Source organism: Comamonas testosteroni (assembly GCF_000761245.1).
Taxonomy (GTDB): domain Bacteria; phylum Pseudomonadota; class Gammaproteobacteria; order Burkholderiales; family Burkholderiaceae_C; genus Comamonas; species Comamonas testosteroni_C.
This window is the reverse complement of sequence record NZ_AWOR01000110.1, coordinates 130,128-155,480: the sequence shown is the minus strand read 5'-3', so window position 1 is coordinate 155,480 and position 25,353 is coordinate 130,128. Positions and strand designations below refer to the sequence as shown.

Annotated in this window: 19 protein-coding genes and 1 pseudogene; 13 read left to right on the top strand and 7 right to left on the bottom strand. The window is 63.3% G+C overall.

All coding sequences use genetic code 11. The features are described from left to right. Positions 1–7 precede the first annotated feature (7 nt). The 4 genes from tam to acnB all read left to right on the top strand — a co-directional run bounded on the left by tam (position 8) and on the right by acnB (position 5,120). Positions 8–832 carry a trans-aconitate 2-methyltransferase gene (gene tam / locus P353_RS27070; RefSeq protein ID WP_034376526.1) on the top strand — a complete coding sequence of 275 codons (825 nt, stop codon included), beginning with the start codon at positions 8–10 and terminating at the stop codon, positions 830–832. Next, positions 829–1,833, top strand: a complete 1,005-nt coding sequence (locus P353_RS27065) for an HpcH/HpaI aldolase/citrate lyase family protein (protein ID WP_034376523.1) — start codon at positions 829–831, stop codon at positions 1,831–1,833. The genes tam and P353_RS27065 overlap by 4 nt, the downstream gene beginning before the upstream one ends. A gap of 31 nt (positions 1,834–1,864) precedes the next feature. Beyond that, positions 1,865–2,437, top strand: coding sequence for a hypothetical protein (locus P353_RS27060; protein ID WP_034376520.1), 573 nt, complete (start codon positions 1,865–1,867; stop codon positions 2,435–2,437). Between the two features lie 97 nt (positions 2,438–2,534). Then, complete coding sequence (acnB, locus tag P353_RS27055; RefSeq protein ID WP_034376518.1) at positions 2,535–5,120, top strand: bifunctional aconitate hydratase 2/2-methylisocitrate dehydratase; 2,586 nt, start codon at positions 2,535–2,537, stop codon at positions 5,118–5,120. 82 nt (positions 5,121–5,202) lie between these two features. On the opposite strand, the gene P353_RS27050 is transcribed toward acnB, so the two are convergent. Continuing rightward, a complete protein-coding gene (locus tag P353_RS27050; RefSeq protein WP_034376627.1) occupies positions 5,203–6,045 on the bottom strand; it encodes a helix-turn-helix domain-containing protein in 843 nt (280 codons plus the stop codon). Between the two features lie 140 nt (positions 6,046–6,185). Here P353_RS27050 and P353_RS27045 point away from each other — a divergent pair, with 140 nt between their 5' ends. Further along, positions 6,186–6,608 carry a hypothetical protein gene (locus tag P353_RS27045; RefSeq protein WP_034376624.1) on the top strand — a complete coding sequence of 141 codons (423 nt, stop codon included), beginning with the start codon at positions 6,186–6,188 and terminating at the stop codon, positions 6,606–6,608. A gap of 248 nt (positions 6,609–6,856) precedes the next feature. Further along, entirely contained in the window at positions 6,857–7,537 is a 681-nt protein-coding gene (locus P353_RS27040) for a 7-cyano-7-deazaguanine/7-aminomethyl-7-deazaguanine transporter (RefSeq protein WP_034376515.1), read from the top strand. A 386-nt stretch (positions 7,538–7,923) separates the two neighbouring features. On the opposite strand, the gene bfr is transcribed toward P353_RS27040, so the two are convergent. The 3 genes and pseudogenes from bfr to P353_RS27025 all read right to left on the bottom strand — a co-directional run bounded on the left by bfr (position 7,924) and on the right by P353_RS27025 (position 10,154). After that, on the bottom strand, positions 7,924–8,388 hold the full coding sequence (gene bfr, locus P353_RS27035; RefSeq protein ID WP_034376513.1) for a bacterioferritin: 465 nt from the start codon (positions 8,386–8,388) through the stop codon (positions 7,924–7,926). 411 nt (positions 8,389–8,799) lie between these two features. Further along, positions 8,800–9,135, bottom strand: a pseudogene (locus P353_RS27030) (hypothetical protein); the annotation flags it as partial. 131 nt (positions 9,136–9,266) lie between these two features. Then, positions 9,267–10,154: a LysR family transcriptional regulator gene (locus P353_RS27025; protein WP_034376507.1), complete on the bottom strand. Its 888-nt coding sequence runs from the start codon at positions 10,152–10,154 to the stop codon at positions 9,267–9,269. Between the two features lie 251 nt (positions 10,155–10,405). Here P353_RS27025 and P353_RS27020 point away from each other — a divergent pair, with 251 nt between their 5' ends. From P353_RS27020 to P353_RS26990, 7 genes are all read left to right on the top strand, one after another. Then, the gene (locus P353_RS27020) at positions 10,406–12,115 is read left to right on the top strand and encodes an acyl-CoA dehydrogenase family protein (RefSeq protein WP_034376505.1); all 1,710 of its coding nucleotides are present in this window, start codon (positions 10,406–10,408) and stop codon (positions 12,113–12,115) included. Positions 12,116–12,210: 95 nt separating this feature from the next. Then, positions 12,211–13,206 carry a tripartite tricarboxylate transporter substrate binding protein gene (locus P353_RS27015; RefSeq protein ID WP_034376503.1) on the top strand — a complete coding sequence of 332 codons (996 nt, stop codon included), beginning with the start codon at positions 12,211–12,213 and terminating at the stop codon, positions 13,204–13,206. A 41-nt stretch (positions 13,207–13,247) separates the two neighbouring features. Then, complete coding sequence (locus P353_RS27010) at positions 13,248–14,231, top strand: Bug family tripartite tricarboxylate transporter substrate binding protein (protein WP_034376622.1); 984 nt, start codon at positions 13,248–13,250, stop codon at positions 14,229–14,231. Positions 14,232–14,404: 173 nt separating this feature from the next. Further along, on the top strand, positions 14,405–15,586 hold the full coding sequence (locus P353_RS27005; protein WP_034376500.1) for a M20 aminoacylase family protein: 1,182 nt from the start codon (positions 14,405–14,407) through the stop codon (positions 15,584–15,586). A gap of 30 nt (positions 15,587–15,616) precedes the next feature. After that, a complete protein-coding gene (locus P353_RS27000) occupies positions 15,617–16,624 on the top strand; it encodes a tripartite tricarboxylate transporter substrate binding protein (protein ID WP_034376498.1) in 1,008 nt (335 codons plus the stop codon). 92 nt (positions 16,625–16,716) lie between these two features. Then, positions 16,717–17,856, top strand: coding sequence for a CaiB/BaiF CoA transferase family protein (locus tag P353_RS26995; protein WP_034376496.1), 1,140 nt, complete (start codon positions 16,717–16,719; stop codon positions 17,854–17,856). Between the two features lie 166 nt (positions 17,857–18,022). Further along, the gene (locus P353_RS26990; RefSeq protein WP_034376493.1) at positions 18,023–20,926 is read left to right on the top strand and encodes an aconitate hydratase; all 2,904 of its coding nucleotides are present in this window, start codon (positions 18,023–18,025) and stop codon (positions 20,924–20,926) included. Positions 20,927–20,997: 71 nt separating this feature from the next. Here the strand turns inward: P353_RS26990 and P353_RS26985 are convergent, their stop codons facing one another. The 3 genes from P353_RS26985 to P353_RS26975 form a co-directional block, all read right to left on the bottom strand. Next, positions 20,998–21,387: a VOC family protein gene (locus tag P353_RS26985; protein ID WP_012839226.1), complete on the bottom strand. Its 390-nt coding sequence runs from the start codon at positions 21,385–21,387 to the stop codon at positions 20,998–21,000. A gap of 106 nt (positions 21,388–21,493) precedes the next feature. Next, positions 21,494–22,618 (bottom strand): PepSY-associated TM helix domain-containing protein, encoded by a 1,125-nt coding sequence (locus tag P353_RS26980; RefSeq protein ID WP_034376491.1) that lies wholly within the window; start codon positions 22,616–22,618, stop codon positions 21,494–21,496. Positions 22,619–22,680: 62 nt separating this feature from the next. After that, positions 22,681–24,897: a TonB-dependent receptor family protein gene (locus P353_RS26975; protein ID WP_052085034.1), complete on the bottom strand. Its 2,217-nt coding sequence runs from the start codon at positions 24,895–24,897 to the stop codon at positions 22,681–22,683. Between the last annotated feature and the right edge of the window lie 456 nt (positions 24,898–25,353).

Below are 25,353 nucleotides of genomic sequence, written 5' to 3'. Positions count from 1 at the left end.
AAAACCTATGCAAGACTGGAACCCTGCGCTGTATCTGCGCTTTGCCAATGAGCGCACGCGCCCTGCGGCAGAACTGCTGGCAAGAGTACCTTCCAGCTTGCATTCACCCGCTCGCAGCCTCCGCATCGTGGATCTGGGCTGCGGGCCGGGTAACTCCACCGAACTTCTGGTGGAGCGTTTTCCCGGCGCCGATGTGCTCGGTGTCGACAATTCCGAAGCCATGCTGGAGACTGCGCGCAGGCAGTTGCCGCAGGCCAGGTTCGAGGCCGGTGATATTGCCTCCTGGGCACCTGCTGAAGGTGAGCCAGCACCTGATTTGATCTATGCGAATGCCTCCATCCAGTGGGTGGGCGAGCATGAGAGCCTGATTCCCCGTCTGTTTTCGCTGCTGGCGCCCGGTGGCGTGCTGGCCGTACAGATGCCTGACAACCGTCAGGAACCCTCGCACCGAAACATGCGCGAAGTCGCGCAGCTGCCCCGGTTTGTGGCGCACATCGGGGACGCGAGCAAGGTGCGTACCGAGATTTTGCCCATAGGGGTGTATTACGACCTGCTGGGGGCGCCCCAGCCGGCTGCTCCCATGAATGAGGCCGCGAGCGTGGATGTGTGGCACACCATCTACCAGCATCCCATGGACTCGGCCGCAGCGATCGTGCAGTGGCTCAGCAGCACGGGCCTCAAGCCTTTCGTGGAAGGTTTGCCCCATGAGCTGCAAGCCGAGTACCTGAGCGAGTATCAAAGCCGCATTGATGCGGCTTATCCGGAGCGAGCCGACGGCAAGCGTCTGCTGGCTTTCCCCCGACTTTTCATGGTGGCTCAGCGCAAGTCATGACGAAAGAACTGGTTCACCCCGCCACCGTGCTGCTTGATGCCCAGGGTGGCGCTCAGCGTCTGCCCGTCTGCGATCACTACAGCGGCGTGGAAGCGCGCATGCGCAAAAGCCTGCAGTTGCAGGCCGAGATGATGCAGGAGTTCGGCACCTGCGTGTTCGATGTGACGCTGGACTGCGAGGATGGCGCTCCTGTCGGCCAGGAGGCCGAGCACGCTCGTCTGGTCGTCGAGCTGGCGAGCAAAGCGGCTCAAGGCGCGCGCGTGGCGGCCCGGGTGCATGCGGTTGAGCATGCGCATTTCCAGGCAGACATGGACATCATTGCCGGCGGCGCTGCAGACAAGCTCTGCCACATCATGATTCCCAAGGTGGAGTCGGTGGATGACGTCATCAAGGCCGAAGCAGCCCTGCAACGCGCGACAGACAAGCGTGTGCCGCTACATGTCTTGATTGAGTCTCCTGCTGCCGTGCAGCAGGCCTTCGACATCGCCGCACATCCGGCCGTGCAGAGCATCTCCTTTGGGCTGATGGACTTTGTCTCGGCCCATGGAGGCGCCATCCCCGCGTCCGCCATGACGGCGCAGGGCCAGTTCGAGCATCCGCTGGTCGTTCGCGCCAAGCTGGAGATCGCGGCAGCCTGCCATGCCCACGGCAAGGTGCCTTCGCACTGCGTGGTCACGGAATTCAAGAATCCTGAAGCTTTGGGGGCTTGCGCGCAAAAAGCCTCGCGTGAGCTTGGCTACACACGCATGTGGAGCATTCATCCTGACCAGATTCGCCCGATTCTGCGTGCATTTGCGCCAGCAGAAGACGAAGTTCTACAGGCAGCACAAATACTTACCTCTGCCGCGGTGCAGAATTGGGCGCCCATCAGTTTTGGTGGTGTACTACACGACCGCGCGAGCTACCGCTATTTTTGGCAGTTGCTGGAGCGCGCTCACCAGACGGGGCAGGTCTTGCCGGTTGAAGTTCAACCCTGGTTTGCCCCGGCCTCAATCCGTTGAACTCATAACAAGTCTGCAGGAGCTAATTCCTATGAAGACCCTGATCGCCACTTTGATGATTGCCGCTCCCCTGGTCGCAATCAGCCACTCTGCCGTGGCACAAACCGCTCCCAAGGCCAAGGCTGCCGCCGCCAAGAAGGCTCCCGTTGCCAAGAAAGCAACCACTGCGTCCAAGAAGGGCAAGGCTGCCGCTGCCGTAGCTGCAGGTGGCGCGGGTGCTGCTGCCGCCGTGGCGGCCGGCCCGGCTTCCTCCCCCCTGGGCACGGAAGAGCTGGCCGTGGCCGAACGCGTGCACAAGGGCCGCATTGCCTGCGAGCTGGGCGCCTATGTGAACGTGAACGCCGACGCTGCCAACCCCGGCTACTTCATCGTGGACGGTCGTGGCTTCAAGTACCACATGTCTCCGGTCAAGACTTCCACGGGCACGGTGCGCCTGGAAGACAAGGCGGCCGGTGCAGTGTGGCTGCAGATCGCCAACAAGTCCATGCTGATGAACCAGAAGGCCGGCCAGCGTCTGGCGGATGAGTGCATGAGCCCCGAGCAGCAGCAAGTGGCCGAAGCCATCCGCAAGAACCCACCTCCCAGCCTGCTGGACAGCAAATAAGTCTGGCAAGGCTGAGGGCTGGCGTATCGCACATGCGCCAGCCCTGTAATTCGCGCTCCACGCGCAGCCTTTTTCAAAAAACCATTGGAGAGAACCCATGTTGAAAGCCTACCGTGACCATGTGGCAGAACGCGCCGCACTGGGCATCCCCCCGCTGCCTCTGGATGCCAAGCAGGTCGCAGACCTGATCGAGCTGATCAAGAACCCACCCGCCGGTGAAGACGCATTCCTGATGGATCTGCTGACTCATCGCGTGCCGCCCGGTGTGGATGATGCAGCCAAGGTCAAGGCTTCCTTCCTGGCTGCCGTGGCTCACGGCGACCTGAAGGTGGGTCTCATCTCCAAGGCCAAGGCCACCGAGCTGCTGGGCACCATGGTGGGTGGCTACAACGTGCACCCCCTGATCGAGCTGCTGGACGATGCCGAAGTGGCTGGTGTGGCTGCCGACGCGCTGAAGAAGACATTGCTGATGTTCGACTTCTTCAACGACGTGGCCGACAAGGCCAAGGCCGGCAATGCCAAGGCCAAGGAAGTGATGCAAAGCTGGGCCGACGCCGAGTGGTTCACTTCGCGTCCCAAGGTCGAGGAAAAGATCACCGTCACCGTCTTCAAGGTGCCTGGCGAAACCAACACCGACGACCTGTCGCCCGCTCCCGACGCCTGGAGCCGTCCCGACATTCCCCTGCACTACCTGGCCATGCTCAAGAACACGCGTCCCGACGCGGCGTTCAAGCCCGAAGAAGACGGCAAGCGCGGCCCCATGCAGTTCATCGAAGACCTGAAGAAGAAGGGCCATCTGGTTGCCTACGTGGGTGACGTGGTGGGCACCGGGTCGTCGCGCAAGTCCGCCACCAACTCCATCATCTGGGCTACCGGCATGGACATCCCCTTTGTGCCTAACAAGCGCTTTGGTGGTGTGACCCTGGGCGGCAAGATCGCTCCCATCTTCTTCAACACGCAAGAAGACTCCGGCGCTCTGCCCATCGAAGTCGATGTCTCCAAGCTGGAAATGGGCGACGTGATCGACGTCTATCCCTACGCTGGCAAGATCGAAAAGAACGGCGCCAAGATCGCTGACTTCCAACTGAAGTCCGATGTGTTGCTGGATGAAGTGCAAGCCGGTGGCCGTATCAACCTGATCATCGGCCGCTCGCTGACAGCCAAGGCTCGCGAAGCCCTGGGTCTGCCCGCATCCAACGAATTCCGTCTGCCCCAGGCTCCTGCCGCTTCCAACGCTGGCTTTACGCTGGCTCAGAAGATGGTTGGCCGTGCCGTGGGTCTGCCAGAAGGCCAGGGCGTGCGCCCCGGTACTTACTGCGAACCCCGCATGACCACCGTTGGCTCGCAAGACACCACCGGCCCCATGACCCGTGACGAACTGAAGGACCTGGCTTGCCTGGGCTTCTCCGCCGACATGGTGATGCAGTCCTTCTGCCACACAGCGGCTTACCCCAAGCCCGTGGACGTGAAGACTCACCGCGAACTGCCTAACTTCATCAGCAACCGCGGCGGCGTGGCCCTGCGTCCTGGCGACGGTGTGATCCACAGCTGGCTCAACCGCCTGCTGCTGCCCGATACCGTCGGTACCGGCGGCGACTCGCACACCCGCTTCCCTATTGGTATCTCCTTCCCTGCTGGCTCCGGTCTGGTGGCCTTTGGCGCCGCTACCGGCGTGATGCCTCTGGACATGCCCGAATCGATCCTGGTGCGCTTCAAGGGTGAAATGCAGCCCGGCGTGACCCTGCGCGATCTGGTGCACGCGATTCCTCTGTACGCCATCAAGGCCGGTCTGCTGACCGTGGCCAAGGCCGGCAAGATCAACGAATTCTCGGGTCGCATCCTGGAGATCGAAGGCCTGCCCAACCTGAAGGTCGAGCAAGCGTTCGAGTTGTCCGACGCGTCCGCTGAACGTTCCGCTGCCGGTTGCACGATCAAGCTGAACCCCGAGCCCGTCAAGGAATACCTGACCTCGAACGTCGTTCTGATGAAGAACATGATCGCCGACGGTTACGCCGACGCCAAGACGCTGCAGCGCCGTATCGAGAAGGTCGAAGCCTGGCTGGCCAAGCCCGATCTGCTGGAAGCCGACGCCAACGCCGAGTACGCCCATGTCATCGAGATCGACATGAGCGACATCAAGGAACCCATCGTCTGCTGCCCCAACGACCCCGATGACGCCAAGACCCTGTCTGACGTGGCCGGTGCCAAGATCGACGAAGCCTTCATCGGCTCCTGCATGACCAATATCGGTCACTTCCGCGCCGCAGCCAAGCTGCTGGGCGGCCAGCGCGACATCCCCGTCAAACTGTGGGTGGCTCCTCCCACCAAGATGGACCAGGACGAGCTGATCAAGGAAGGTCACTACTCTGCCTTCGGTACTGCCGGTGCCCGTACCGAAATGCCCGGCTGCTCGCTGTGCATGGGTAACCAGGCTCAAGTGCGTGAAGGTGCGACTGTCATCTCGACTTCCACTCGTAACTTCCCCAACCGTCTGGGCAAGAACACCAACGTGTATCTGGGCTCGGCCGAGCTGGCAGCCATCGCTTCGCGTCTGGGTTACCTGCCTTCCAAGGAAGAGTACCTGAAGGAAATGGGCGTGATCGATGCCGACAAGGCCTCCGTCTACCGCTACATGAACTTCAACGAAATCGCCGAGTACGCTGAAGTGGCCGCCAAGATCTAAGCGTCTAGGCACCAGGAATCAAGGCCTTCAATGGCCTTGCTGAAAAAGCCCGCAGGATGCAAGTCCTGCGGGCTTTTGCTTTTCAGGTGGCTCGGTGGCCCTGCTGCAGCCGCAGCAGCGCCGCCTGGGTCTCGGCATTCGCCGGGAAGAAGGATTCGACGGCCAGCTCCTGCAGTGTCACGTCCACGGGCGTGCCGAAGATGGTGATGGTGCTGATGAAGCTCAGTGTGCCCAGATCGGTGTGCAATTCGAAGGGGACGGCGATGGGGCTGGGCGGCGGGGAGTCCTTGTCCTCGGCGAACGGGTAGGCTGCGATCTCGTCATGAAGCGTCTGCAACTCGCTGTCTGCCGTGGCGGCGATCTGCTGCTGCAGGCGGTGCAGCAGATGGGCACGCCACTGCGCGGAGTTGGCCAGGCGTGGGCCCAGTCCCTCGGGGTGCAGGCTCAGGCGCAGCACATTCACGGGAGGCTCCAGCAGCCAGGGCGCGACGCCGTCCAGCAGCAGAGGCACGACGGCATTGGCGGCCACCAGGCTCCAGTGCCTGTCCACGGCCAGGGCCGGGTTGGGCTCGTGCCCCTTGAGCACCAGCTCTACTGCCTGGCGCGCGGCCGCCAGATCGGGGTGGTCCAGCGGGCGGGCCTGGTACATGGGGGCAAAGCCCGCAGCCACCAGCAGTGCATTGCGCTCGCGCAGCGGCACCGACAGGCGTTCGGCCAGGCGCAGCACCATCTCGCGGCTGGGCTGGGCGCGGCCTGTTTCCACATAGCTCAGGTGGCGTGTCGAGATCTCGGCCTCCAGTGCCAGTCCTTGCTGGCTCAGCCGGCGGTGCTGGCGCCAGTGGCGCAGGTGTTCGCCAAACGGCGCGCGTGCACCCGGCGACTGATGAGCGGCATGAAAAGAAGAGGGGGCGGTGCTGGAGGTCATGGCCGCATCGTAGTGGCAGGCCGCACATGCGGCCATGACCTGCGAGGTTATCGACGCTGTGCGCGCGGATGGCAATCATGGACCCCAGCAGCCGGCACAGGGCCGGCCGCAAGACCTTCGTCATTGAACAGGAGTTTTCCATGTCCATTTTTGCTTCTCCCCGGTTTCTGCGCCATGTGATGTGGGCCGATGCGGCCTCCTGCGCCGCCACGGGCGCGCTGCAACTGGTTGTCACGCAGACGCTGGCAGATCTGACAGGTCTGCCAGCCTTCCTGCTGATGGGAACAGGTCTCTTCCTGCTGGCCTATGCATCGGCCGCCGCCTGGATGGCGCGTCGCGAGCCCTTGCCGCGCACGCTGATCGGTCTGGTGGCTCTTGGCAATCTGGGCTGGGCAATGGGCTGTGCGGTATTGGTGTTTGCCTCCGGGCTGGCGCTCAGTGCCTGGGGTCTGGCCTGGGTGGCGGTGCAGGCCGTCGTGGTGCTGGTGCTGGCCGATCTGCAGTGGGCAGGGCTGCGTGCCACGCGCCATGCGGGCCGGCAGGAGGCGCAGCTCGCGCTTTGAGTGATGAAAAAAAGGATAGCGGCTAGCGCTTGCCATTCATTGAAAGCAGGCTGATTTATTGCTGAAAACATGGGTTGGCAGGCGCTACAAGCTATGCTTTTTGTTATATCCGCCATGCGCCCGGGCGGATAAGCGGGCCGGGGGAGGCAGAGATAATTCCGTACCGCTTAAAATTCACGGTTGCGCCGCGCTGGCGCACTCTTCGCAACCATGGGTTCCCTCGCCCCCATCAACCAAAAAGGACTGTCATGACATCCGCTCATGCCGTGCAGACGCAAGCGTCGCGCGTGCCGTTTTACCTCTCCGTACTCGTGGCGTTCCATATCGCCCTGGTCATCGCCAGCAACTACCTGGTGCAGCTGCCCATTACGCTGCTGGGCTTTCACAGCACCTGGGGCGCCTTCAGCTTTCCGTTCATCTTTCTGGCCACCGATCTGACCGTGCGCCTGATCGGCAAGACAGCGGCGCGACGCGTCATCATGCGTGCCATGCTCCCCGCGCTCGTGGTGTCCTATGTGGTGGGCGTGCTGTTCCATGAAGGCCGCTTCAACGGCTGGGAAGCGCTGCAAAGCTTCAACGGCTTTGTGTTCCGTATCGCACTGGCCAGCTTTGCCGCCTATGTGCTGGGCCAGTTGCTGGACATTCAGGTCTTTGACCGTATCCGCCAGAAAAGCCATTCCTGGTGGCTGGCTCCGGCGGCTGCGTCGGTGTTCGGCCAGGTGCTGGATACCGCGGCCTTTTTCTCGATCGCCTTCTGGAATAGCTCCGATGCCTTCATGGCGGCCAACTGGGTGGAAATCGCCATGGTCGACTATGTCATCAAGCTGGGCGTGAGCCTGCTGCTGTTTGTTCCCGCCTATGGCGTGGTGCTGGCGGCCATCGTGCGCAGCATGAAGGTGCAGGTCACGCCCGCAGCGGCAATTCGCTGAGGATGGGGCGTGCAGGGCAGGCCCGGGTGCAGGGGCCTGTCCGACATATGCATCGGCATTGCCAGGTCCTGCCGGCAGCCGCAGCTTGTGCCTGGTTGGAGACGAGGAGCGCCAGTCCCGGATGACATCCGGTGATGGCCGAGCTGCCCGGGGCTCTGGCTTGCCGTTTGTCAACGAGTCGATGGGATGCCACAACGGCGTGAATGTTGTTGGAGCCTCGTTCCAGAAGATGGGTCCGGGCGAGCCTTGCAAGATCGACAATCCGGCAGAAGGCCGTCCCGCCGTCATTGGTGGTGACTATGGTTTCCGAGCTCGTCTCGAGTCCATGAAAAAGGCCGTCCTTCAAGGACGGCCTTTGTATTTCTCCGCAGCTGCGCTGCTGGGGCTCAGGTCTGGCTTTGCAGATAGTTCTGCAGTCCGACCTTGTCGATCAGTCCCAGCTGCTTTTCCAGCCAGTAGGCGTGGTCTTCCTCGGTATCGTGCAACTGGGCCAGCAGGATGTCGCGGCTCACATAGTCGCGGTGCTGCTCGCACAGCGCCACGCCTTGCTGCAGACCGGCACGGACTTCGTATTCGGTGTCCAGGTCCTTGCGCAACATCTCGGGCACGGTCTCGCCGGGCGTGAACTCCTTGGGGCGCATGTCGGGGCGGCCGCCCAGCATCAGAATGCGGCGCAGCAGTGCGTCGGCGTGCTGGGTTTCTTCCTGCATCTCGTGGTCCAGGCGCGTGAAGAGCTTGGCAAAACCCTGGTCTTCATAGATGCGCGAGTGGGCGAAATACTGGTCGCGCGCCGCGAGCTCGCCGCGAAGCAGGTCCTTGAGGTAGTCGACGACTTCGGGATGGCCTTGCATATTTGTTGTTCTCGGTGAGTTTTCGAAGCCTGAAGTATCCCGCGACCGGCTTCGAGAATCAAAGGCGTCTATCAATTCCCGCGCGCACGTGCTCTGGATGCGGGCTGTAAGCAGATGCATTCGCATTGCTCAGTGCGTATCGAGGCTGATCGGGTTCGTCCGATTCCTCGCAAGGGATGGATAGCACCAAGCACTTTTGGGCAGCATGGACCGATCAGCGATAAAGCAGGGACGGCACTTGGCGCACTTGGCGTACTTGGCGAGTCCCCGGCAGATGCCCCTGCCCACAGGGCAGGGATGCGCGCTCCAGTCTTCAGGGCCGCACTGGTTGCAACGGGCTGCGATGATGCCTCGACAAATCGAGTGCCCTGCTCGCCTTCCTCAATCTCCTGGGGTTCCCGGAATCTGCAGTCAGGGCGAGACTGGCTCATTGCAGGGGAAACGCTCGGCCCGGTGACGAGCCAAATCAATACGGCGGCACACCCACACGTTGTCGCGCTTCTGGATGTGGCCGAGGAAGCGCTGCAGCGCTGTAATCCGGCCGGTGTACCAGCCCAGGCCGTGGTCGCCGTCCGCGCCGTACAGCTCTTCAAAGATGTTCACGCATTGCTGCATGTGGGCGCGCTCGATCTCCTCGGGCACGTTCTGGTAGTGAATCCACTTCAGGCCGTGGCAGGCCACTTCGTGACCGAGCTCGTCAAAGGCCTGGGCCAGCTCGCGCTGCTTTTGCTGCGGTGTAGATCTTCCTTGCCTCCTGTTTCCATTCAGGCAAGGGTTCCTGGTGGGCAGCCGATGCCATGTCGAAGAATTCGGCAGTGAAGTGTTGAAGTCGATCCGGGCAGACCTGCCGCTCAGCGATGATCAGTCCTGACTTGGCGTCATAGTTCCGTCACCGCCTGCTGCAGGCAGGCCAGCAATGCCTGCACCAGCGGATTGGCCGGCGTACGACGCCACATGGCCAGCATTTCTGAAGATGGGTGTGAGCCTTTGAGCGGGCGAAACACCAGGCGCGGCATGCCCACGCGCGTCAGCGCCTGGGGCACCAGTGCCACGCCCTGACCCAGCGACACCAGCGAGATCACCGACAGCCAGTGCCGTACCTCGTGGCGAACTTCGGGTGCAAAGCCATGGGCCAGGCACATCTCGTAGATGCGCTGGTGATAGGTGGGCGAGACCAGGCTGGAGAACAGGATCAGACGCTCGTTTTTGAGTTCGGCCAGATCGATGGCGGAGCTGGCGTGCAGCGGGTGGCGGTCGGGCAGGCAGACCACGAAAGGCTCTTCCATCAGCAGCCGGCTGGCAATTCCTTCAGGCGGCTGTATGGAGTGGACCAGGGCCATGTCCAGCCGCAGTTGCTGCAGGTCCAGGATTTGCTCTGCGCTGTTGGCCTCAAGCATGTCCACGCGCACCAGGGGGTGGTCGTGCTGGAACCGCTCCAGCGCCTGTGGCAAGCCGCGGTACAGGCTCGATCCCACGAAGCCCAGGCGCAGATGGCCGCGCGTGCCCTGGGCCACGTCGCGCGTTTCCTGTGCGGCCTGCTGACTCAGCGCCAATAGCTGGCGCGCCTTGTCCAGCAAATGTTCACCGGCCGCAGTCAGCCGCACGCCCTTGCTGCTGCGCTCGAACAACTGGGCCTGCAGTTCCTGCTCCAGCTGCTTGATGGCTACGGACAGCGGAGGCTGGGAGATCGACAGCCGCTGGGCCGCGCGGCTGAAATGAAGCTCTTCAGCGAGGGTGACGAAGTAGTTCAGCAGCCTCAGTTCCATGATGTTCTGATATTTAAAAAGTATTGAGAAAGATTTTAATAATATTTGACGTGAATATATGAGGGTGCTGAAATTCGTGGCAGTCCTTGCCTCCATTGCCGGTTTTGAGTGCGGTACATATCGCCTGAATCCGTCACGGCCCAAACCAGAGACGGTAAGCAAGGCAAGCCCTGTAGCGAGGTTGTCGACCTCTCTCCAATGAGAGGGCGCTCAGCTCCTCAAGGGATATTCGAATTCAGCAGGAGACGTTCATGTCCGCCAACGATAAGAGTCAGATGCATGCCTTGGCACAGGCTGTCCGCACTGCAGCTCATCCCGTGCCTGATCGCCACGGAGCCAATTTCTACGCCACCGATCCTGAGTTGCAGTCGCTGCTGGCGCTTTATCTGCCAGCCGATCTGCTGGCCCATCTGCAGCCCTATCTGCAGCGCATGGGTGAGCTTGCCGGTGGGCGCATCGACGAGCTGGCCGGCATTGCCGACAGGAATCCGCCTGCGCTCGAGCACCGCAGCCGCGCCGGCCAGGACAGCCAGCGCATCATCAAGCATCCAGCCTATGAAGAGCTCGAGCGCATCGCCTACGGGGAGTTCGGCCTGCAGGCCATCTCGCACCGCGACGACATGCTGGGCTGGAGCGGCAAGATGCCGCCCATCGTCAAGTACGCACTGACCTTTCTGTTCGTGCAGTCCGAGTTCGGTCTGTGCTGCCCGCTGTCCATGACCGATTCGCTGACGCGCACGCTCAAGAAGTACGGTACCCCCGAGCTGGTGGACAAGTATTTGCCTCAGCTGCTCTCGCTGGATTGGGAAAGCCAGGCCCAGGGCGCGATGTTCATGACCGAGCAGGCCGCAGGCTCGGACATCGCCAACACGCTGACTATGGCCGCCCCGCAGGCAGACGGCTCCTGGCTTCTCACCGGCGACAAGTGGTTCTGCTCCAACCCCGATGCCGAGTTCGCCATGGTGCTGGCCCGTGTGGAGGGCGGGGCGCCGGGCATGAAGGGCATCTCGCTGTTTCTGCTGCCGCGTTCCCTGGACGATGGCAGCACCAACCGCTACCGCATCATCCGTCTCAAGGACAAGCTGGGCACCAAGTCCATGGCCAGCGGCGAGATCCGCATGGACGGGGCCGTGGCCTATCTCGTGGGCGAGCAGGGCCGGGGCTTTGTGCAGATGGCCGACATGGTCAACAACTCGCGTTTGTCCAACGGTGTGCGCTCCGCCGGCATGATGCGCCGCGCTGTGGCGGAGGCCGAATTCATCGCCCATGAACGCATTGCCTTTGGCAAGCGCCTGGAGCAGATGCCGCTGATGCAGCGCCAGCTCGACAAGCTGCGCGTGCCCGCCGAGCAGGCGCGCACCATGGTGTTCCAGACCGCGCAGACGCTGATGCGCTCCGACGCGGGCCAGCCGGATGCCTATGCGCTGCTGCGCATCCTGACGCCGCTGATCAAGTTCCGCGCCTGCCGCGATGCACGCAAGGTCACTGGCGATGCGATGGAAGTGCGCGGCGGCTGCGGCTATATCGAGGAGTGGAGCGATCCGCGTCTGGTGCGCGATGCCCACCTGGGCTCTATCTGGGAAGGTACAAGCAATATTGTGGCGCTGGACGTGATCCGCGCCATCAAGCGCGAAGGTTCGTTGCCTGTGCTGCAGCAGTATCTGCATGGCTTGCTCGACCACGCCCGCCTGGTGCCCGCCTACCGACAGGCGCTGGAAGAGGCGTTGGCCCGCGCCAGCACCCTGGCCGGTAGGGCCGCTCAGGACGGCGGCGAAGTACTGGCCCGCCAGGCCGCCACAGCTCTCTACAACTGCACCACGGCCATCGCCATGGCCTGGGAAGCCGCACAGACCGGATCAAACGAGCGCCTGCGCCTGTCGCAACTGGTGCTGCTGCACCGTGTGCTGCCGCGTGATCCGCTGGACGATGCGGCTGCCGTGCCGGTGCAGTGGCAGGAGTGATTGCCGGCAGCCTTGAAATAAGTAGAAGAAACGGCTGAAGCGCTTCGTGAAAAAGGCGCTATCGGCTCTCGGATTATTTCTGCAAGGAGACAAATATGCGCAATCACACAAGAGAGCGCCGAAGGCTGCTGGTCGCAGCCTCGGCAGCAGCACTGCTGGCGGCAGCCCATTTTGCCGCGCAGGCTCAGGGCGACTCCTATCCGGCTCGGCCGATACGCCTGGTGGTGCCTTATGGCGCCGGTGGACCGACGGACGCGCATTTGCGGGTGGTGGCACAGCAAGCCTCGCAGCTGCTGGGGCAACCGGTGGTCATAGAGAACAAGCCAGGCGCCAACGGCACGTTTGGCGCGGTGGAGCTGGCGCGGGCGCAGCCCGATGGCTACACCCTGGCCGTGCTGCCTGCCAGCGTCTATCGCGAACCGTATCTGAACCGGGTGAGCTTCGACCCCTTGAAGCTGAGCTATGTGATCGGCATGACCGACTACACCTTCGGGCTGGCTGTGCGTCGGGAAGCGCCGTGGAAGAGCTGGAAGGAGTTTGCCGAAGATGCGAGCAGGCGTCCCGGCCGGATCTCCGTCGGTGCGGCCGGCCCGGTGCAAACGCCCAGCATCGTGCTCAGCGAGCTGGTGCAGTCCACGGGCCTGCAGCTCAATCGCGTGCCCTACAAGGGAGACTCGGAGCAGGCCAGCGACCTGTTGGGCGGTCACATCGATGCGGGCGTGCTCTCCGGCGTAGCCTCCCAGCATGTCCAGTCGGGCCGATTGCGCTACCTGGCCATGTTCACGTCCAGCCGTGTTCCGCAGTTCCCCCAGGTGCCCACTTTGACAGAGCTGGGCGTGGACGCGGTGATCGAGTCGCCCTATGGGATTGCCGCCCCTGCCGGCCTGGCGCCGGCGCGGTTGCGCATCATTCATGACGCCTTCAAGGCAGCTCTGGAGTCGGCGCAGGGGCGCAAGATCCTCGAACAACTCAATCAGCCGCTGAACTACCGCAGCCCGCAAGAGTTCGAGCAGTACGCCAGGAGCGCCTACGCACGCGAGAAGACGCGCATGGAGCAGTTCAAGGCCGTTGCCGGCGGCACCCCCCAGTGATCTGGCTGATTCATCGGCAACACCCTTCCAAGGAGACAGACATGCATAAAGCCAGACGCGCAGCGCTGGGCCTGATGGCATCCGCCGCCCTGTCGGCAGCGCTGCCCGCACTTGCCCAGGAGAAATACCCGACACGCCCCATCACGTTCATCGTGCCGTTTCCACCTGGCGGCCCGACCGACGCCATGGCCCGCATTCTGGCGACCGAGCTGACCAAGGAGCTGGGCCAGAGCGTGATCGTGGAGAACAAGGCCGGCGCCGGCGGCAATATCGGAGCGGACTTCGTGGCACGTGCCAAGCCTGACGGCTATACGCTGATGTTCGGTACTTCGGGTCCGCTGGCCATCAACAAGCCGCTGTACAAGTCCATCAGCTATGACCCGCGCACCAGCTTCACGCCCATCATCTACGTTGGCTATCTGCCCAATGTGCTGGTAGTTCGGCCGAATTTGGGCGTTGGCAACGTCAAGGAGCTGATCGCGCTGGACAAGAGCAAGCCCGGCAAGCTCAATTTCGCGTCTTCGGGCAATGGCGCTTCATCCCATCTGGCGGGCGTGCTGTTCAACGGCCTGGCCGGAACCCAGCTGCAGCATGTGCCCTACAAGGGCACGGGGCCGGCACTCAACGACCTGCTGGCCGGTCAGGTGGACATGACTTTCACCGACATCCTCACGGCCATGCCCTATATCAAGGCCGGCAAGGTCAAGGCCCTGGGCGTGGCCACGTCCAAACGCTCCAGTGCCATGCCCCTGATCCCCACGATCGCCGAGCAGGGTCTGGCTGGCTATGACGTGAGCGTGTTCTTCGGGGTGGTCGGCCCCAAGAGCATGCCGGTAGAGCGGGTGGAGTTGCTCAATCAGGCCTATGCCAAAGCGCTGGATTCCGAGAATGTGAAGAAAGCCTTTGCGGCCCAGGGCCTTGAGCGCGGCGCGGATGCCAAGCCAGCCTATCTGGCCGGCTTCGTGAAGAGCGAACTCGACAAATGGAGCGAGGTGGTGCAAAAGGCCGGTGTCACGCTGGACTGACGGTGCAGTTGCCTGGATGCAAGCAAACGCGTGCCATTGAATTGAAGGCTGGTCGTGTTAGAACTTTTCGAAACCTCTTGCACGGGTTGTGAGGGGACACTGTCTAGCACCACCAGCCACTGCCTGCGGGCCCGTGCAAGACATGGGCCGGGGTTCTTCACCTATCCATTGCCATGACATTTTCAAGCCCATCCCCTCTGCTTGCGCAATTGCAGGCGGTCGCTGCCGAGTTCGTCGAGGTCCGCCGCAGCATCCATGCCCATCCCGAACTCGCCTTCCAAGAGACGCGCACCAGCGACATGGTGGCTGCATCCCTGGCTCGCTGGGGCTATGCCGTGCACCGAGGCCTGGGCGTGACCGGCGTGGTCGGCGTGCTCAAGAAAGGCTCGGGCAGCAAGTCGCTGGGCATACGCGCCGATATGGACGCCTTGCCCATTCTTGAAAGAACAGGCCTGGACTACGCCAGCCGCCTGCCCGGGAAAATGCATGCCTGCGGCCATGACGGGCATACCGCCATCTTGCTGTGCGCGGCAAGGTACATCGCCGAAAAGCTCGACTTCGACGGTACGCTGAACCTGATCTTCCAGCCTGCCGAGGAGAATGAGGGCGGCGCCATGCGCATGGTGGACGAGGGCCTGTTCGAGCTGTTTCCCTGCGACGAGATCTATGCGCTGCACAACGCGCCAGGCCTGCCCGTGGGCCAGATGGCCATCAGCTCCGGACCGGCCATGGCCTCGTTCGACCGCGTGACCGTTACGCTGCGCGGGCGCAGCGCCCATGGCGCCATGCCGCACCACGGCATAGACAGCATGCAGTGCGCGGCCAGCATCGTGCTGGGCCTGCAGTCCATCATCACGCGCGAGATCGATGCCCAGCAGGCGGCCGTGATCACGGTGGGCTCCATCCAGGCCGGCGAGGTCTTCAACATCGTGCCCGAGAGCGCCGTGCTCAAGATCGGCGTGCGCGCCCTGCACCCGGACGTGCGCAGCTGGGTGGAGACGCGCATCAAGGCCTTTGTGCAGGCCCAGGCCGAGAGCTATCAGCTCAGCTGCGACATCGACTACGTGCACAAGTACCCGGTGCTCGTGAATTGTGCAGCCCAGACCGAATACGCGCGGCAGGTGGCCATACGCCTGCTGGGCGAGGACAAGGTGGGCGAGCGCACGCCGACCATGGGCAGCGAAGACTTTGCCTACATGCTGCAAAAGCGCCCCGGCGCCTATATCCGGCTGGGCAACGGCGTGGGCGAGGACGGAGGCTGCATGGTGCACAACCCGCTGTACGACTTCAACGACAAGGCCCTGCACATAGGCGCTGCCTTCTGGACGCAACTGGTGCAAAGCTACCTGGCCTGAGCGGCCGCATATAGAAGAGGGAGACAGGAGATGGGTACATGGAACCGCCGCGGCTTTGTGCGGCACACACTGTGGCAGACGGCCGCCTTGGCAGCAGCTTCGACCGGGGTCCGGGCTGCAGAAAGCTTTCCGGCCAAGCCACTGATTCTCATGGTGCCTTTTCCCGCGGGCGGGGCCAGCGATGTGGCGGCGCGCATCTTTGCCGAATCCATAGGCCGCAGCATCAGGCAGCAGGTGGTGGTGGAGAACCTGGGCGGCGGCACGGGCCTGATTGCTGCTGCCAAGGTGCTCAACGCGCCTGCAGACGGCTATATGTTCTTCCATGGCTCGGCCAACGAGATCTTCCTGGCGCCCATGCTCAATACGGCAGCGCGCTACAAGCCGGGCGACTTCACGCTGGCGGCTCCCACGACTGAGTCGCCCATCGTGCTCATGGTCAAGAGCGGGCTGCCTGTCGACAGCTATGACGAGTTCATCGAATATGCACGCGCCAGCAAAAGCGGCCCGCTGACCTATGGCACGGTGGGCGTGGACTGCATGTACAACCTGATGGGCGATGCTCTGGCAGCCAGACTGAAGCTGCCGTTTTTGCATGTGCCCTACAAGGGCGGCGCGCCGGCCCTGCAGGACCTGGCAGGAGGGCAGGTGGACTTCGCCATCCTGCCTTATCAGGCAAGCTTCGAAGGCATGGCCAGGCAGGGGCGCCTGAAGATTCTGACCAGCTTCTCCAAGACCCTGCCCAAGGAGCTGGCTCATGTGCCGCTGATATCGCAAAGCCGCCTCAGCCCGGATTTCGAATACACGGTCAGTGCGGGCTACTTCGTGAAGAAGGGCACTCCCGCGGACCGCGTGGCCGCGCTGCGCAGTGCCATAGGGCAGGCTCTGGTGAATCCGGAAATCCGCGCCAAGCTGGAGCTGGAGGGCAAGCACCTTAGCCAGCCCGTTGCCTCGCAGGCAGAGGCGGACCAGAGCTTCCATGCCATCCATCAGCGCCTGAGCACGCTGGTGCGCGGCGTGGGCCGAAAGCCTCTGGCCTGAGGTGTGGGCTGCCGCGTCTGGCGGCGCAAGCCCGCGAACAATCTTTGATCAACACGCGGGCCATGGGCCCGCATTCTGTCGGAAAGTGAAACATGCACAATCCAGCCACGGTTGGCGCCGGAGCCCTGCAGGGCGTCAAGGTGCTTGATCTGTCACGCATTCTGGGTGGTCCGTTCTGTGGCCAGATACTGGGCGACCATGGCGCCGATGTGCTCAAGGTGGAGCCGCCGCAGGGCGACGACACCCGCACCTGGGGGCCTCCGTTTCGCGACGGCGTGGCCTCCTACTACTTCGGCTTGAACCGCAACAAGCGCCTCCAGTTTCTCGATCTGTCTGTGCCCGAAGGCCAGCAGCGCGTGCGCGCATTGATGGCCGAGGCCGATGTGGTGGTGGAGAACTTCAAGGTCGGCACCATGGAGAAATGGGGCATAGGCTATGAGCAGATGCGAGAAGAGCTGCCGCATCTGATCTGGTGCCGCGTCACGGGCTTTGGTGCCGACGGTCCCCTGGGAAGCCTGCCCGGCTACGATGCAGCCATCCAGGCCATGGCCGGCATCATGAGCATCAACGGCGAGGCCGACGGCGACCCGCTGCGCGTGGGCCTGCCGGTGGTGGACATGGTGACGGGGCTGAATGCCACCATAGGCGTGCTGCTGGCCCTGCACGAGCGGGGGCGAAGCGGACAGGGGCAACTGGTTGACGCCTCGCTCTATGACTCCGGCCTGTCGCTGCTCCACCCCCATGCGGCCAACTGGTTCATGGGGCGCAAGGTGCCGCAGCGCTCTGGCAATGCCCATCCCAACATCTATCCCTATGACGTGCTCAGCACGGGCGGTGCCCCCATCTTTTTGGCCGTGGGCAATGACCGACAGTTCCGGCTGCTGTGCAACCATGTCGGGCAGGAGGGACTGGCGCAGGATGAGCGCTTTGCCACTGCAGGCCAGCGTTCCGTCCACCGTGCCGAGCTCAAGCCCCTGCTGCAGAAGGCGTTTGCGCCGTTCGATGGCGTGAAGCTTGCCGATGAGTTGATGGCCATCGGCGTGCCTGCAGCGCCGGTGCTCGATGTGGCTCAGGCGCTTGAGCATCCGCATACCGTGCACCGCGAGATGGTGGTGACGATGGGCCAATACCAGGGGCTGGGCGCTCCGGTCAAGCTCAGCCGCACGCCGGCCAGCTACCGCTTTGCGCCCTTGAGCGAAGGACAGGAGTTTCTGCCGGACGCCAGCGCCTGAGCTTGCCTCACCGTAACTCCAGCCCGCCCAGAGCGGGCTTTCTTTTTTGCGCCCATGTGAGCCGGTTTGCGTTGCCGGCGCCCTGTCCCACCCTTTTCTCGGGAGTTGTGTGCACAATGGAATGCAAAAGCGTTTTCCCTGTGTTCTGTCCATGGAGAGTCTCACGATGTCGCATGCTTTTGCCAAAACCCTGAAGTCCTTTGAACTGGCCGAGGGCAAGAAGGGCAAGTTCTATTCCTTGCCGGCCCTGGCCAAGCAGTTCCCCGAAATCAAGCGCCTGCCGGTCTCGATTCGTATCGTGCTCGAATCGGTGCTGCGCAACTGCGATGGCAACAAGATCACCGAGGAGCATGTGGCGCAGCTGGCGCGCTGGCAACCCAAGGCCGAGCGTGTCGACGAGATTCCGTTTGTCGTCGCGCGCGTGGTGCTGCAGGACTTCACCGGCGTGCCCTTGCTGGCCGACCTGGCTGCCATGCGCAGTACGGCTGCCAAGCTGGGCAAGAAGCCCAAGTCCATCGAGCCGCTGGTGCCCGTGGATCTGGTGGTGGATCACTCCATCATGGTCGACTACTTCGGCACCAAGAAGGCGCTGGACCTGAACATGAAGCTGGAGTTCCAGCGCAACCAGGAGCGCTACCAGTTCATGAAATGGGGCATGCAGGCCTTCGACACCTTCGGTGTCGTGCCGCCGGGCTTTGGCATCGTGCACCAGGTCAATCTGGAATATCTGGCGCGCGGCGTGCACAAGGCCAGGAGCGGCAAGGGCGAGGCGGTGTACTACCCCGACACCTTAGTCGGTACCGACAGCCATACCACCATGATCAACGGCATAGGCGTGGTGGCCTGGGGTGTGGGCGGCATCGAGGCCGAGGCGGCCATGCTGGGCCAGCCCGTGTACTTCCTCACGCCTGATGTGGTGGGCTTCGAGCTGACCGGCCAGTTGCGCGAGGGCGTGACCGCCACCGATCTGGTGCTCACCGTCACGGAGCTGCTGCGCAAGGAAAAAGTGGTCGGCAAATTCGTCGAATTCTTTGGCGAAGGCACGCGCAGCCTGTCCCTGCCGGATCGCGCCACCATCGGCAATATGGCTCCCGAATATGGGGCAACCATGGGTTTCTTCCCTGTCGATGAGAAAACCATCGAGTACTTCAAGGGAACCGGACGCACCAAGAGCGAGATCCAGGCTTTCGAAGCCTATTTCAAGGTCCAGCAGCTGTTTGGCGTGCCCAAGGCGGGCGATATCGATTACTCGCAAGTGGTCAAGCTCGATCTCGGTACTGTAGCCCCGAGTCTGGCCGGCCCCAAGCGTCCGCAGGACCGTATCGAAATCGGCGATGTGGCGCGCAAGTTCACCGAGCTGTTCTCGGCATCGGCAGCTGTCAACGGCTTCAATCAGCCGGCACAGAAGCTCGATCAGCGCTATCGCGTGGGCTGCGGCGAAGGTGAGCAGGCGACCGATGCACCGCCGCCCAAGGCAGGAGCGGATCGGGCTGTGGTGGAGATGGTCAGCAACCGGCCTACCTTGGAAACCGCTCACGACGATGCGACGGCCAAGTCCGTATGCGATCTGCCGGGCATCGACGAGCCGGTGCTGCATGTCGGCAATGGCGATGTGCTGATTGCCGCCATCACGAGCTGCACCAACACCTCCAACCCCAGCGTCATGCTGGCGGCGGGCCTGCTGGCCAAGAAGGCGGTGCAGGCGGGACTCAAGGTTCAGCCGCATATCAAGACTTCGCTGGCGCCAGGCTCTCGCCTGGTGACCCGTTATCTGACCGAGGCGGGGCTGCTGCCCTATCTGGAGAAGCTGGGCTTTGCGCTGGCCGGCTATGGCTGCACCACCTGCATCGGCAATGCCGGCGATCTGACGCCCGAGCTCAACGATGTCATCACCCGCAATGAGCTGGTCTGCGCGGCCGTCCTGTCGGGCAACCGCAATTTCGAAGCACGCATCCACCCCAATATCAAGGCCAACTTCCTGGCCAGCCCTCCGTTGGTGGTGGCCTATGCGATCGCCGGGACGGTGCGCAAGGACCTCATGACCGAGCCGGTGGGCAAGGGCAAGGGCGGCAAGGACGTGTATCTGGGCGATATCTGGCCCAGCAGCGAGGAGATCCAGGAGCTGCTCAAGTTCGCCATGAACGGCAAGGCTTTCCGCAGCAATTACGAGCAGGTGGCCAGCGAGCCGGGCAAGCTCTGGGAAAAGATTCGGGGTGTGACGGGCGCCACCTATACCTGGCCCGAGAGCACCTATATCGCCGAGCCGCCGTTCTTTGCCGACTTTGCTCTGGAACTGAAAGCGCCGTCCGCAACGACAGACAGAGCCTCCAATCCAAGCGCGGTGCATGGTGCCCGCATCATGGCCTTGTTCGGAGACTCCATCACCACCGACCATATCTCGCCCGCAGGCTCCATCAAGGAGTCTTCGCCGGCAGGCAAGTGGTTGCTCGAGCATGGTGTGCAAAAAGCCGACTTCAACAGCTATGGCTCGCGCCGGGGCAACCATGAGGTGATGATGCGCGGCACATTTGCCAATGTGCGTATCAAGAACCTGATGATTCCCGCTGCGGCCGACGGCTCGCGCGAGGAGGGCGGCATCACGCTGTACCGTGACGACAATGGCAGGGCCGAGAAGATGGCTATTTACGACGCGGCCATGAAGTACCAGGCTGCGGGCCGAGCCACCGTGGTGCTGGCCGGCGAGGAGTACGGCACGGGCTCGAGCCGCGACTGGGCGGCCAAGGGCACGCAGCTGCTGGGCATCAAGGCCGTGGTGGCGCGCAGCTTCGAGCGCATTCACCGCTCCAATCTGGTGGGCATGGGCGTGTTGCCGCTGCAGTTCAAGGGCAATGACAGCTGGCAAAGCCTGGGCCTGACGGGCGAGGAGTTCATCGATGTGATCCCGGCCGCCGACCTGGCGCCGCAAAGCGATGCCCAGCTGGTGATCACCAGGCCCGACGGCAGCAAGAAAACCCTGACCGTGAAGCTGCGCATCGATACACCCATCGAGGTGGACTACTACCGCCATGGCGGCATCCTGCCCTATGTGCTGAGGCAGCTGCTGGCCTGATTGCGCCCGCTTGCCAGACAAAAGGCCTGTCCTCTTCGGAGGCAGGCCTTTTTCGTGGGCTGGCGCGAGCCCTATTTCATCGAGTGCAGGCCAAACATATTGCCTTCGGTATCGATGGCCAGAGCAATAAAGCCATAAGGGCCTATGGAGACTTTGTCGCGGTGCAGGCTGCCGCCGTTGCGTGCGACGCGGGCGGCCTGCTCGGCGCAGTCTTCACAGACGAAATAGACCAGCGTGCCGCCGCCGCCAGAGGGGCATTCGGGCATGCGGACCAGCGCCCCGGTGGCGCCAGCGTTATCCGGCTGCCCGGGAAAGGCCCACATCTCCATATCGGGGTGCTCGCCGCCTTCAGGCATGGCCAGCGCTTGCAGCTGACAGCCCAGCACGGCTTCGTAGAAGCTCCTGGCGCGCGACATGTCCTGCACGTAGATCTCGAACCAGCCAACGGGATTCATAGCCATCTTCAGCTCCTTGTCTGCTCATCGGTGGAAGTCAAGATGCTGAGGCCGCAGAGGCTGTGATGCAAGCAGACCCGGCCCTGAACAGGGGTATCCGGGTCCGGCTCCTTCAGGACTTTCTCTGGGCGGCAAGCTTTCTGGCCTTGCGGCGGTGCCACCAGAGCCAGATCCCGCTGATTCCCAAGCCGCCCAGCACCAGACCGTTGAGACCGGCCAGGATTTCCATCAGCACGCCACCGAGCTCGCCCGTGTGCAGCGGATAGGCCACGGCCACCGCCGCTGCGCCGGGGTCGAGCTCATTCCAGCGCCTGACGTCCAGCACCGCCCCGTTGCGCGGGTCCAGCCATACCGAGCTGATGCCGTTGGGGTGCGGCTCGCCCGGGGCGCGAAAGCGGATGCGTACGGCCTGTTTGGCATTGGGCGGCAGCTGCACGAAGCTGGCCTGGGCATCGGGCATGGCCGCGCGGGCCGAGGCCAGCATGGCGTCCACATCGGCTGGCAGCGGTTGGGCGGCGCCTTGCGCAGCCAGTGCGGGCAGCTTGGGTGGCTTGACTGCCGTGCTGCTGCTGAGCACATTGAGCCAGGCGCCCAGCGGCCGCCATGCCATATAGGCACCAGTGACGACCGACACCGCGATCAGCAGCCCCATGATCACGCCGCCGATGCGGTGCATGTCAAACAGGGCGCGCACCAGGCTTTTGTTGAGTTCTATGCGCCAGTTGCCCGGCCAGCGCTTGGGCCACCAGAGAATGACGCCCGTCAGCAGCAGCAGCACATAGGCCAGCGTGGTCCAGGCCAGTATGGCCTTGCCGTTGGCCTCCAGCAGCAAGGTGCTGTGCAGCTTGAACAGCGTGTTGACAAAGCCCTCGGTCTCGCCGCGGCGGCCCTGCTCCTGTCCGGTCACGGGGTCCAGGTAAATGGTGCCGCGCCAGTTGGCCGCCTGAACGCGCAGCCACAGGCTGTCCTGCGTCTGCTGAGGCAGCCGGAAGCGCAAAGTGGCTTTGCTGCCGAACTCCTCATGGGCTCTTGCCAGTATCGGCGCCAGTGCTGCGGCCTGCTGGGCCTGCTGCGCATTCGTAGTGTGGGCCTGGAACAGCTCGGGGTGCACCATGCGGTCCAGCGGCTGGCCGATGATGAGCAGGGTGCCGGTGAGCCCGGCCAGAATCAGGATCCAGCCCAGGCCCAGGGCAAACCAGCGATGCAGCCGCAGCCACAGAGAACGGAGCGAAGTCATTGCGCGTGATGGTGTGATGCCCCGCGAGACCGGCCGGGAGGCTGGACTCGCGGGGCCGCCGCTTAGAACGGCAGGGTGGCCTGAACGTACAGGGTGCGTGGCATGCCCACGTATTTGCCACCGCCGTTGTTGTCGGTGGAGCGGGTGAAGTAGCGGCGGTCAAACACGTTCTTCATGCCCACGGTCAGGCGCAGATTGTTCAGCTCCTTGCCCGCCTGGTAGCTGGTGCGAAGGCCCAGGATGGCAAAGCCGGGGATATCGCCCAGATTGCCGTTGGCATCTTCCTGCGTGATATAGGGATTGGGCTTGGCGCTGGTGCCGGGCGTGCCGGGCGAGCGTTGCTTGGACTGGGCGTTCAGATCGGCATTGAAGGTCCAGCGCTCCATCGCATAACGTGCCGACAGGCCGGCCGTGTGGCGCGAATAAAGCGGCAGGTCGCGACCTGCGAAGGGGCCGGCCTGGCTGGTGGCCTGGGTGAAGGTATAGCTCATGCCCAGCGACAGGCCCTTGAGTGCCGGGTAGTTCTTGCCGAAGTCATAGCGCAGTGCCGATTCCAGACCACGGTGGCGCGTGGCACCCAGATCGGTCCAGATGCCGTTGCCGGTGCCGTCGCCCGGGCGGTCCAGGAACAGCTCCTTGTTGAAGTCGATGTTGAACAGCGTCAGCTCACCGTTCCAGGTGTCGCTCTTGTAGTGCGTGCCCAGCTCGTAGGTCTTGGCCGATTCGGGGTAGAGCTGGTTGTTGGACGACTGGGCCAGCTGTGCGTACTGCTGGGGCCCGAAGGACTTGCCGGCATTGGCGAACACCGACCAGTGGCTGTCGACGCGGTAGAGCAACGACAGCGTGGGCAGCAGTTCGTTGGCGGCCGCCGTCGGGTAGATGGCCGCTGCGGTCGCGCCCTTGTAGTCCACCACATTGTTGAAGGAGCGGATGCGCTCGTAGCGAACGCCGGGCGTGATGGTCCAGTTGCCCACATCGATGCGGTTGTCGATATAGAAGGCATTGGCCGTGGTGCCGCCCTGGCTGGTCTGGGTGGTGTTCAGCGGCAGGGCCATGGCATCGACCTGACCGGGCACATAGAAGCCGGAAGTGGCCTGCGCCGTCTCCGAGCTCTTTTCCTTGAGGTAGCGATAGCCAACGCTGACTTCCTGCACCACGGAGCCGGTCTCGAAAATGCGCGAGTAGCGCGGCTCCACGCCGTAGTAGCTGTAGTCGCGCGGTGCGGCTGTGAGGCTGCGCTTGCCGGCATTGGCGCCTGTGGCATCGCGTTCGATATAGCTGCCGCGGAAGGAGTCCACGTAGTAGCTGAGCACTTCGAAGTTGTTGCGACCGTCCTTGTAGCTGTACTTGAGCGAGCCGTCCGTGCGGCGGCCCGTGAACTGGTCATAGTTGCGCGTGCTCTGGAACGGGTCGGCGGCGTACTGGGCCGTGGTCAGGCCGCCGGGCATCTGGCCCTTGCCCTCGAAGTGGTGCAGCGAAGCGGAAATGCTGCTGTTGTTGCTGAGCTTGTAGCTGCCCTTGACCAGCAGATCGTCGATGTCGGTCTTGTCGTTGCTGCTGCGCCAGCCCTTGCCGTGCGTGCCCGAATACAGCACGGCCAGGCCCAGGCCCGACTCGTTGGTGCCGCCCACAAAGAAGCTGGGCGTGGTCTTCACATTGCCGCCGTGGCTGTAGATCTCGGTGCCGATGGAGGCTTCGGCCGCAAAGGTCTTGGGAATGGCACGCGTCGTGAAGTTGATGATGCCGCCCACGTTCTGCGGGCCGTAGCGCACGGAGCCTGCGCCGCGCACCACGTCGATGGAGTCCAGATTGCCCAGCGCCACGGGCGCCAGCGACAGCTGGGGTTGACCATAGGGCGCGTAGGAGACGGGCACGCCGTCCTGCAGCACATAGGAGCGTGGCGACAGGCGCGCGGTCAGGCCGCGCACGCTCAGGTTCAGAGAGATATCGCTGCCGCCCGTGCCGTTGCTGTCCTGAACCTGCACACCGGGCACCAGGCGCAGCGCTTCGCGCAAGGTGGCCGCGCCGCTTTCCTGAATGCGCTCGCGCTCGACGATGGTGCGGGCGCCTGGATGCTCCAGAACCTTCTCGGCACTGGACATATCGCCATCCAGCCAGTTGCCGGTGACGGTGACCGAGTCCAGGGCGACATCGGCAGCTGAGGCGCTGGCCGTCTGTGCATGAACGGGGCTGGCGAGCACGCCAAGGGCTGCGGCAACGGCAGCGGCGGCGCTGCTCAGGCGAAAAGCAGGGGAGTCGGAAAGATGGAGGTTAGCCATAGGTGTTGTAGAGGATGGCACACAGCACCTGGCTGGCATGAACAGCGCGCTGCCCCAGCCTTGCGCTGGCGGCATCTCTTGTCTTCAGTCGGGGCCGGAGGGGGCTATGTGGCGTTTATTGGCAGGCGCAGATATTAATGAGAATGGCTGTCATTTGGCTGTATGTGGTTATGTTGAGACACAAAAAAAACAGCCTCCCCGTGCAGCAATCTGGCCGTCCGGGGACGCTGCGTGTGGGAGCTGGGCAAGAGAGCGGCTTAACCTTGTTCGGCCAGCAGGTCCTGCAGGCTGGCAGGTCAGGGCGCGCAGCTGCCGGCCTGACCCGGCGGGCCCCAACGGCGCCTGCGGTCTGCAGGCGTTAACGCAAGCCCCGGCGCAATCCTGCGCCAGCGGGCCTTTTCTTGCCGGAAGGCCGGGCAGCGGCAAGGTGAAACGCCAATGTTCAGGGCCGGGGCT

Bases quoted from the DNA above. Each gene is read 5' to 3' on its own strand.
- tam (WP_034376526.1), top strand. From the start codon at position 8: ATGCAAGACTGGAACCCTGCGCTGTATCTGCGCTTTGCCAATGAGCGC.
- P353_RS27050 (WP_034376627.1), bottom strand. From the start codon at position 6,045: ATGACCTCCAGCACCGCCCCCTCTTCTTTTCATGCCGCTCATCAGTCG.
- bfr (WP_034376513.1), bottom strand. From the start codon at position 8,388: ATGCAAGGCCATCCCGAAGTCGTCGACTACCTCAAGGACCTGCTTCGC.
- P353_RS27005 (WP_034376500.1), top strand. From the start codon at position 14,405: ATGACATTTTCAAGCCCATCCCCTCTGCTTGCGCAATTGCAGGCGGTC.
- P353_RS26975 (WP_052085034.1), bottom strand. From the start codon at position 24,897: ATGGCTAACCTCCATCTTTCCGACTCCCCTGCTTTTCGCCTGAGCAGC.
- P353_RS26995 (WP_034376496.1), top strand. From the start codon at position 16,717: ATGCACAATCCAGCCACGGTTGGCGCCGGAGCCCTGCAGGGCGTCAAG.
- P353_RS27020 (WP_034376505.1), top strand. From the start codon at position 10,406: ATGTCCGCCAACGATAAGAGTCAGATGCATGCCTTGGCACAGGCTGTC.
- P353_RS27000 (WP_034376498.1), top strand. From the start codon at position 15,617: ATGGGTACATGGAACCGCCGCGGCTTTGTGCGGCACACACTGTGGCAG.
- P353_RS27025 (WP_034376507.1), bottom strand. From the start codon at position 10,154: ATGGAACTGAGGCTGCTGAACTACTTCGTCACCCTCGCTGAAGAGCTT.
- P353_RS26985 (WP_012839226.1), bottom strand. From the start codon at position 21,387: ATGGCTATGAATCCCGTTGGCTGGTTCGAGATCTACGTGCAGGACATG.
- P353_RS27045 (WP_034376624.1), top strand. From the start codon at position 6,186: ATGTCCATTTTTGCTTCTCCCCGGTTTCTGCGCCATGTGATGTGGGCC.
- P353_RS26980 (WP_034376491.1), bottom strand. From the start codon at position 22,618: ATGACTTCGCTCCGTTCTCTGTGGCTGCGGCTGCATCGCTGGTTTGCC.
- P353_RS27065 (WP_034376523.1), top strand. From the start codon at position 829: ATGACGAAAGAACTGGTTCACCCCGCCACCGTGCTGCTTGATGCCCAG.
- P353_RS27040 (WP_034376515.1), top strand. From the start codon at position 6,857: ATGACATCCGCTCATGCCGTGCAGACGCAAGCGTCGCGCGTGCCGTTT.
- P353_RS27060 (WP_034376520.1), top strand. From the start codon at position 1,865: ATGAAGACCCTGATCGCCACTTTGATGATTGCCGCTCCCCTGGTCGCA.
- P353_RS27015 (WP_034376503.1), top strand. From the start codon at position 12,211: ATGCGCAATCACACAAGAGAGCGCCGAAGGCTGCTGGTCGCAGCCTCG.
- acnB (WP_034376518.1), top strand. From the start codon at position 2,535: ATGTTGAAAGCCTACCGTGACCATGTGGCAGAACGCGCCGCACTGGGC.
- P353_RS26990 (WP_034376493.1), top strand. From the start codon at position 18,023: ATGTCGCATGCTTTTGCCAAAACCCTGAAGTCCTTTGAACTGGCCGAG.
- P353_RS27010 (WP_034376622.1), top strand. From the start codon at position 13,248: ATGCATAAAGCCAGACGCGCAGCGCTGGGCCTGATGGCATCCGCCGCC.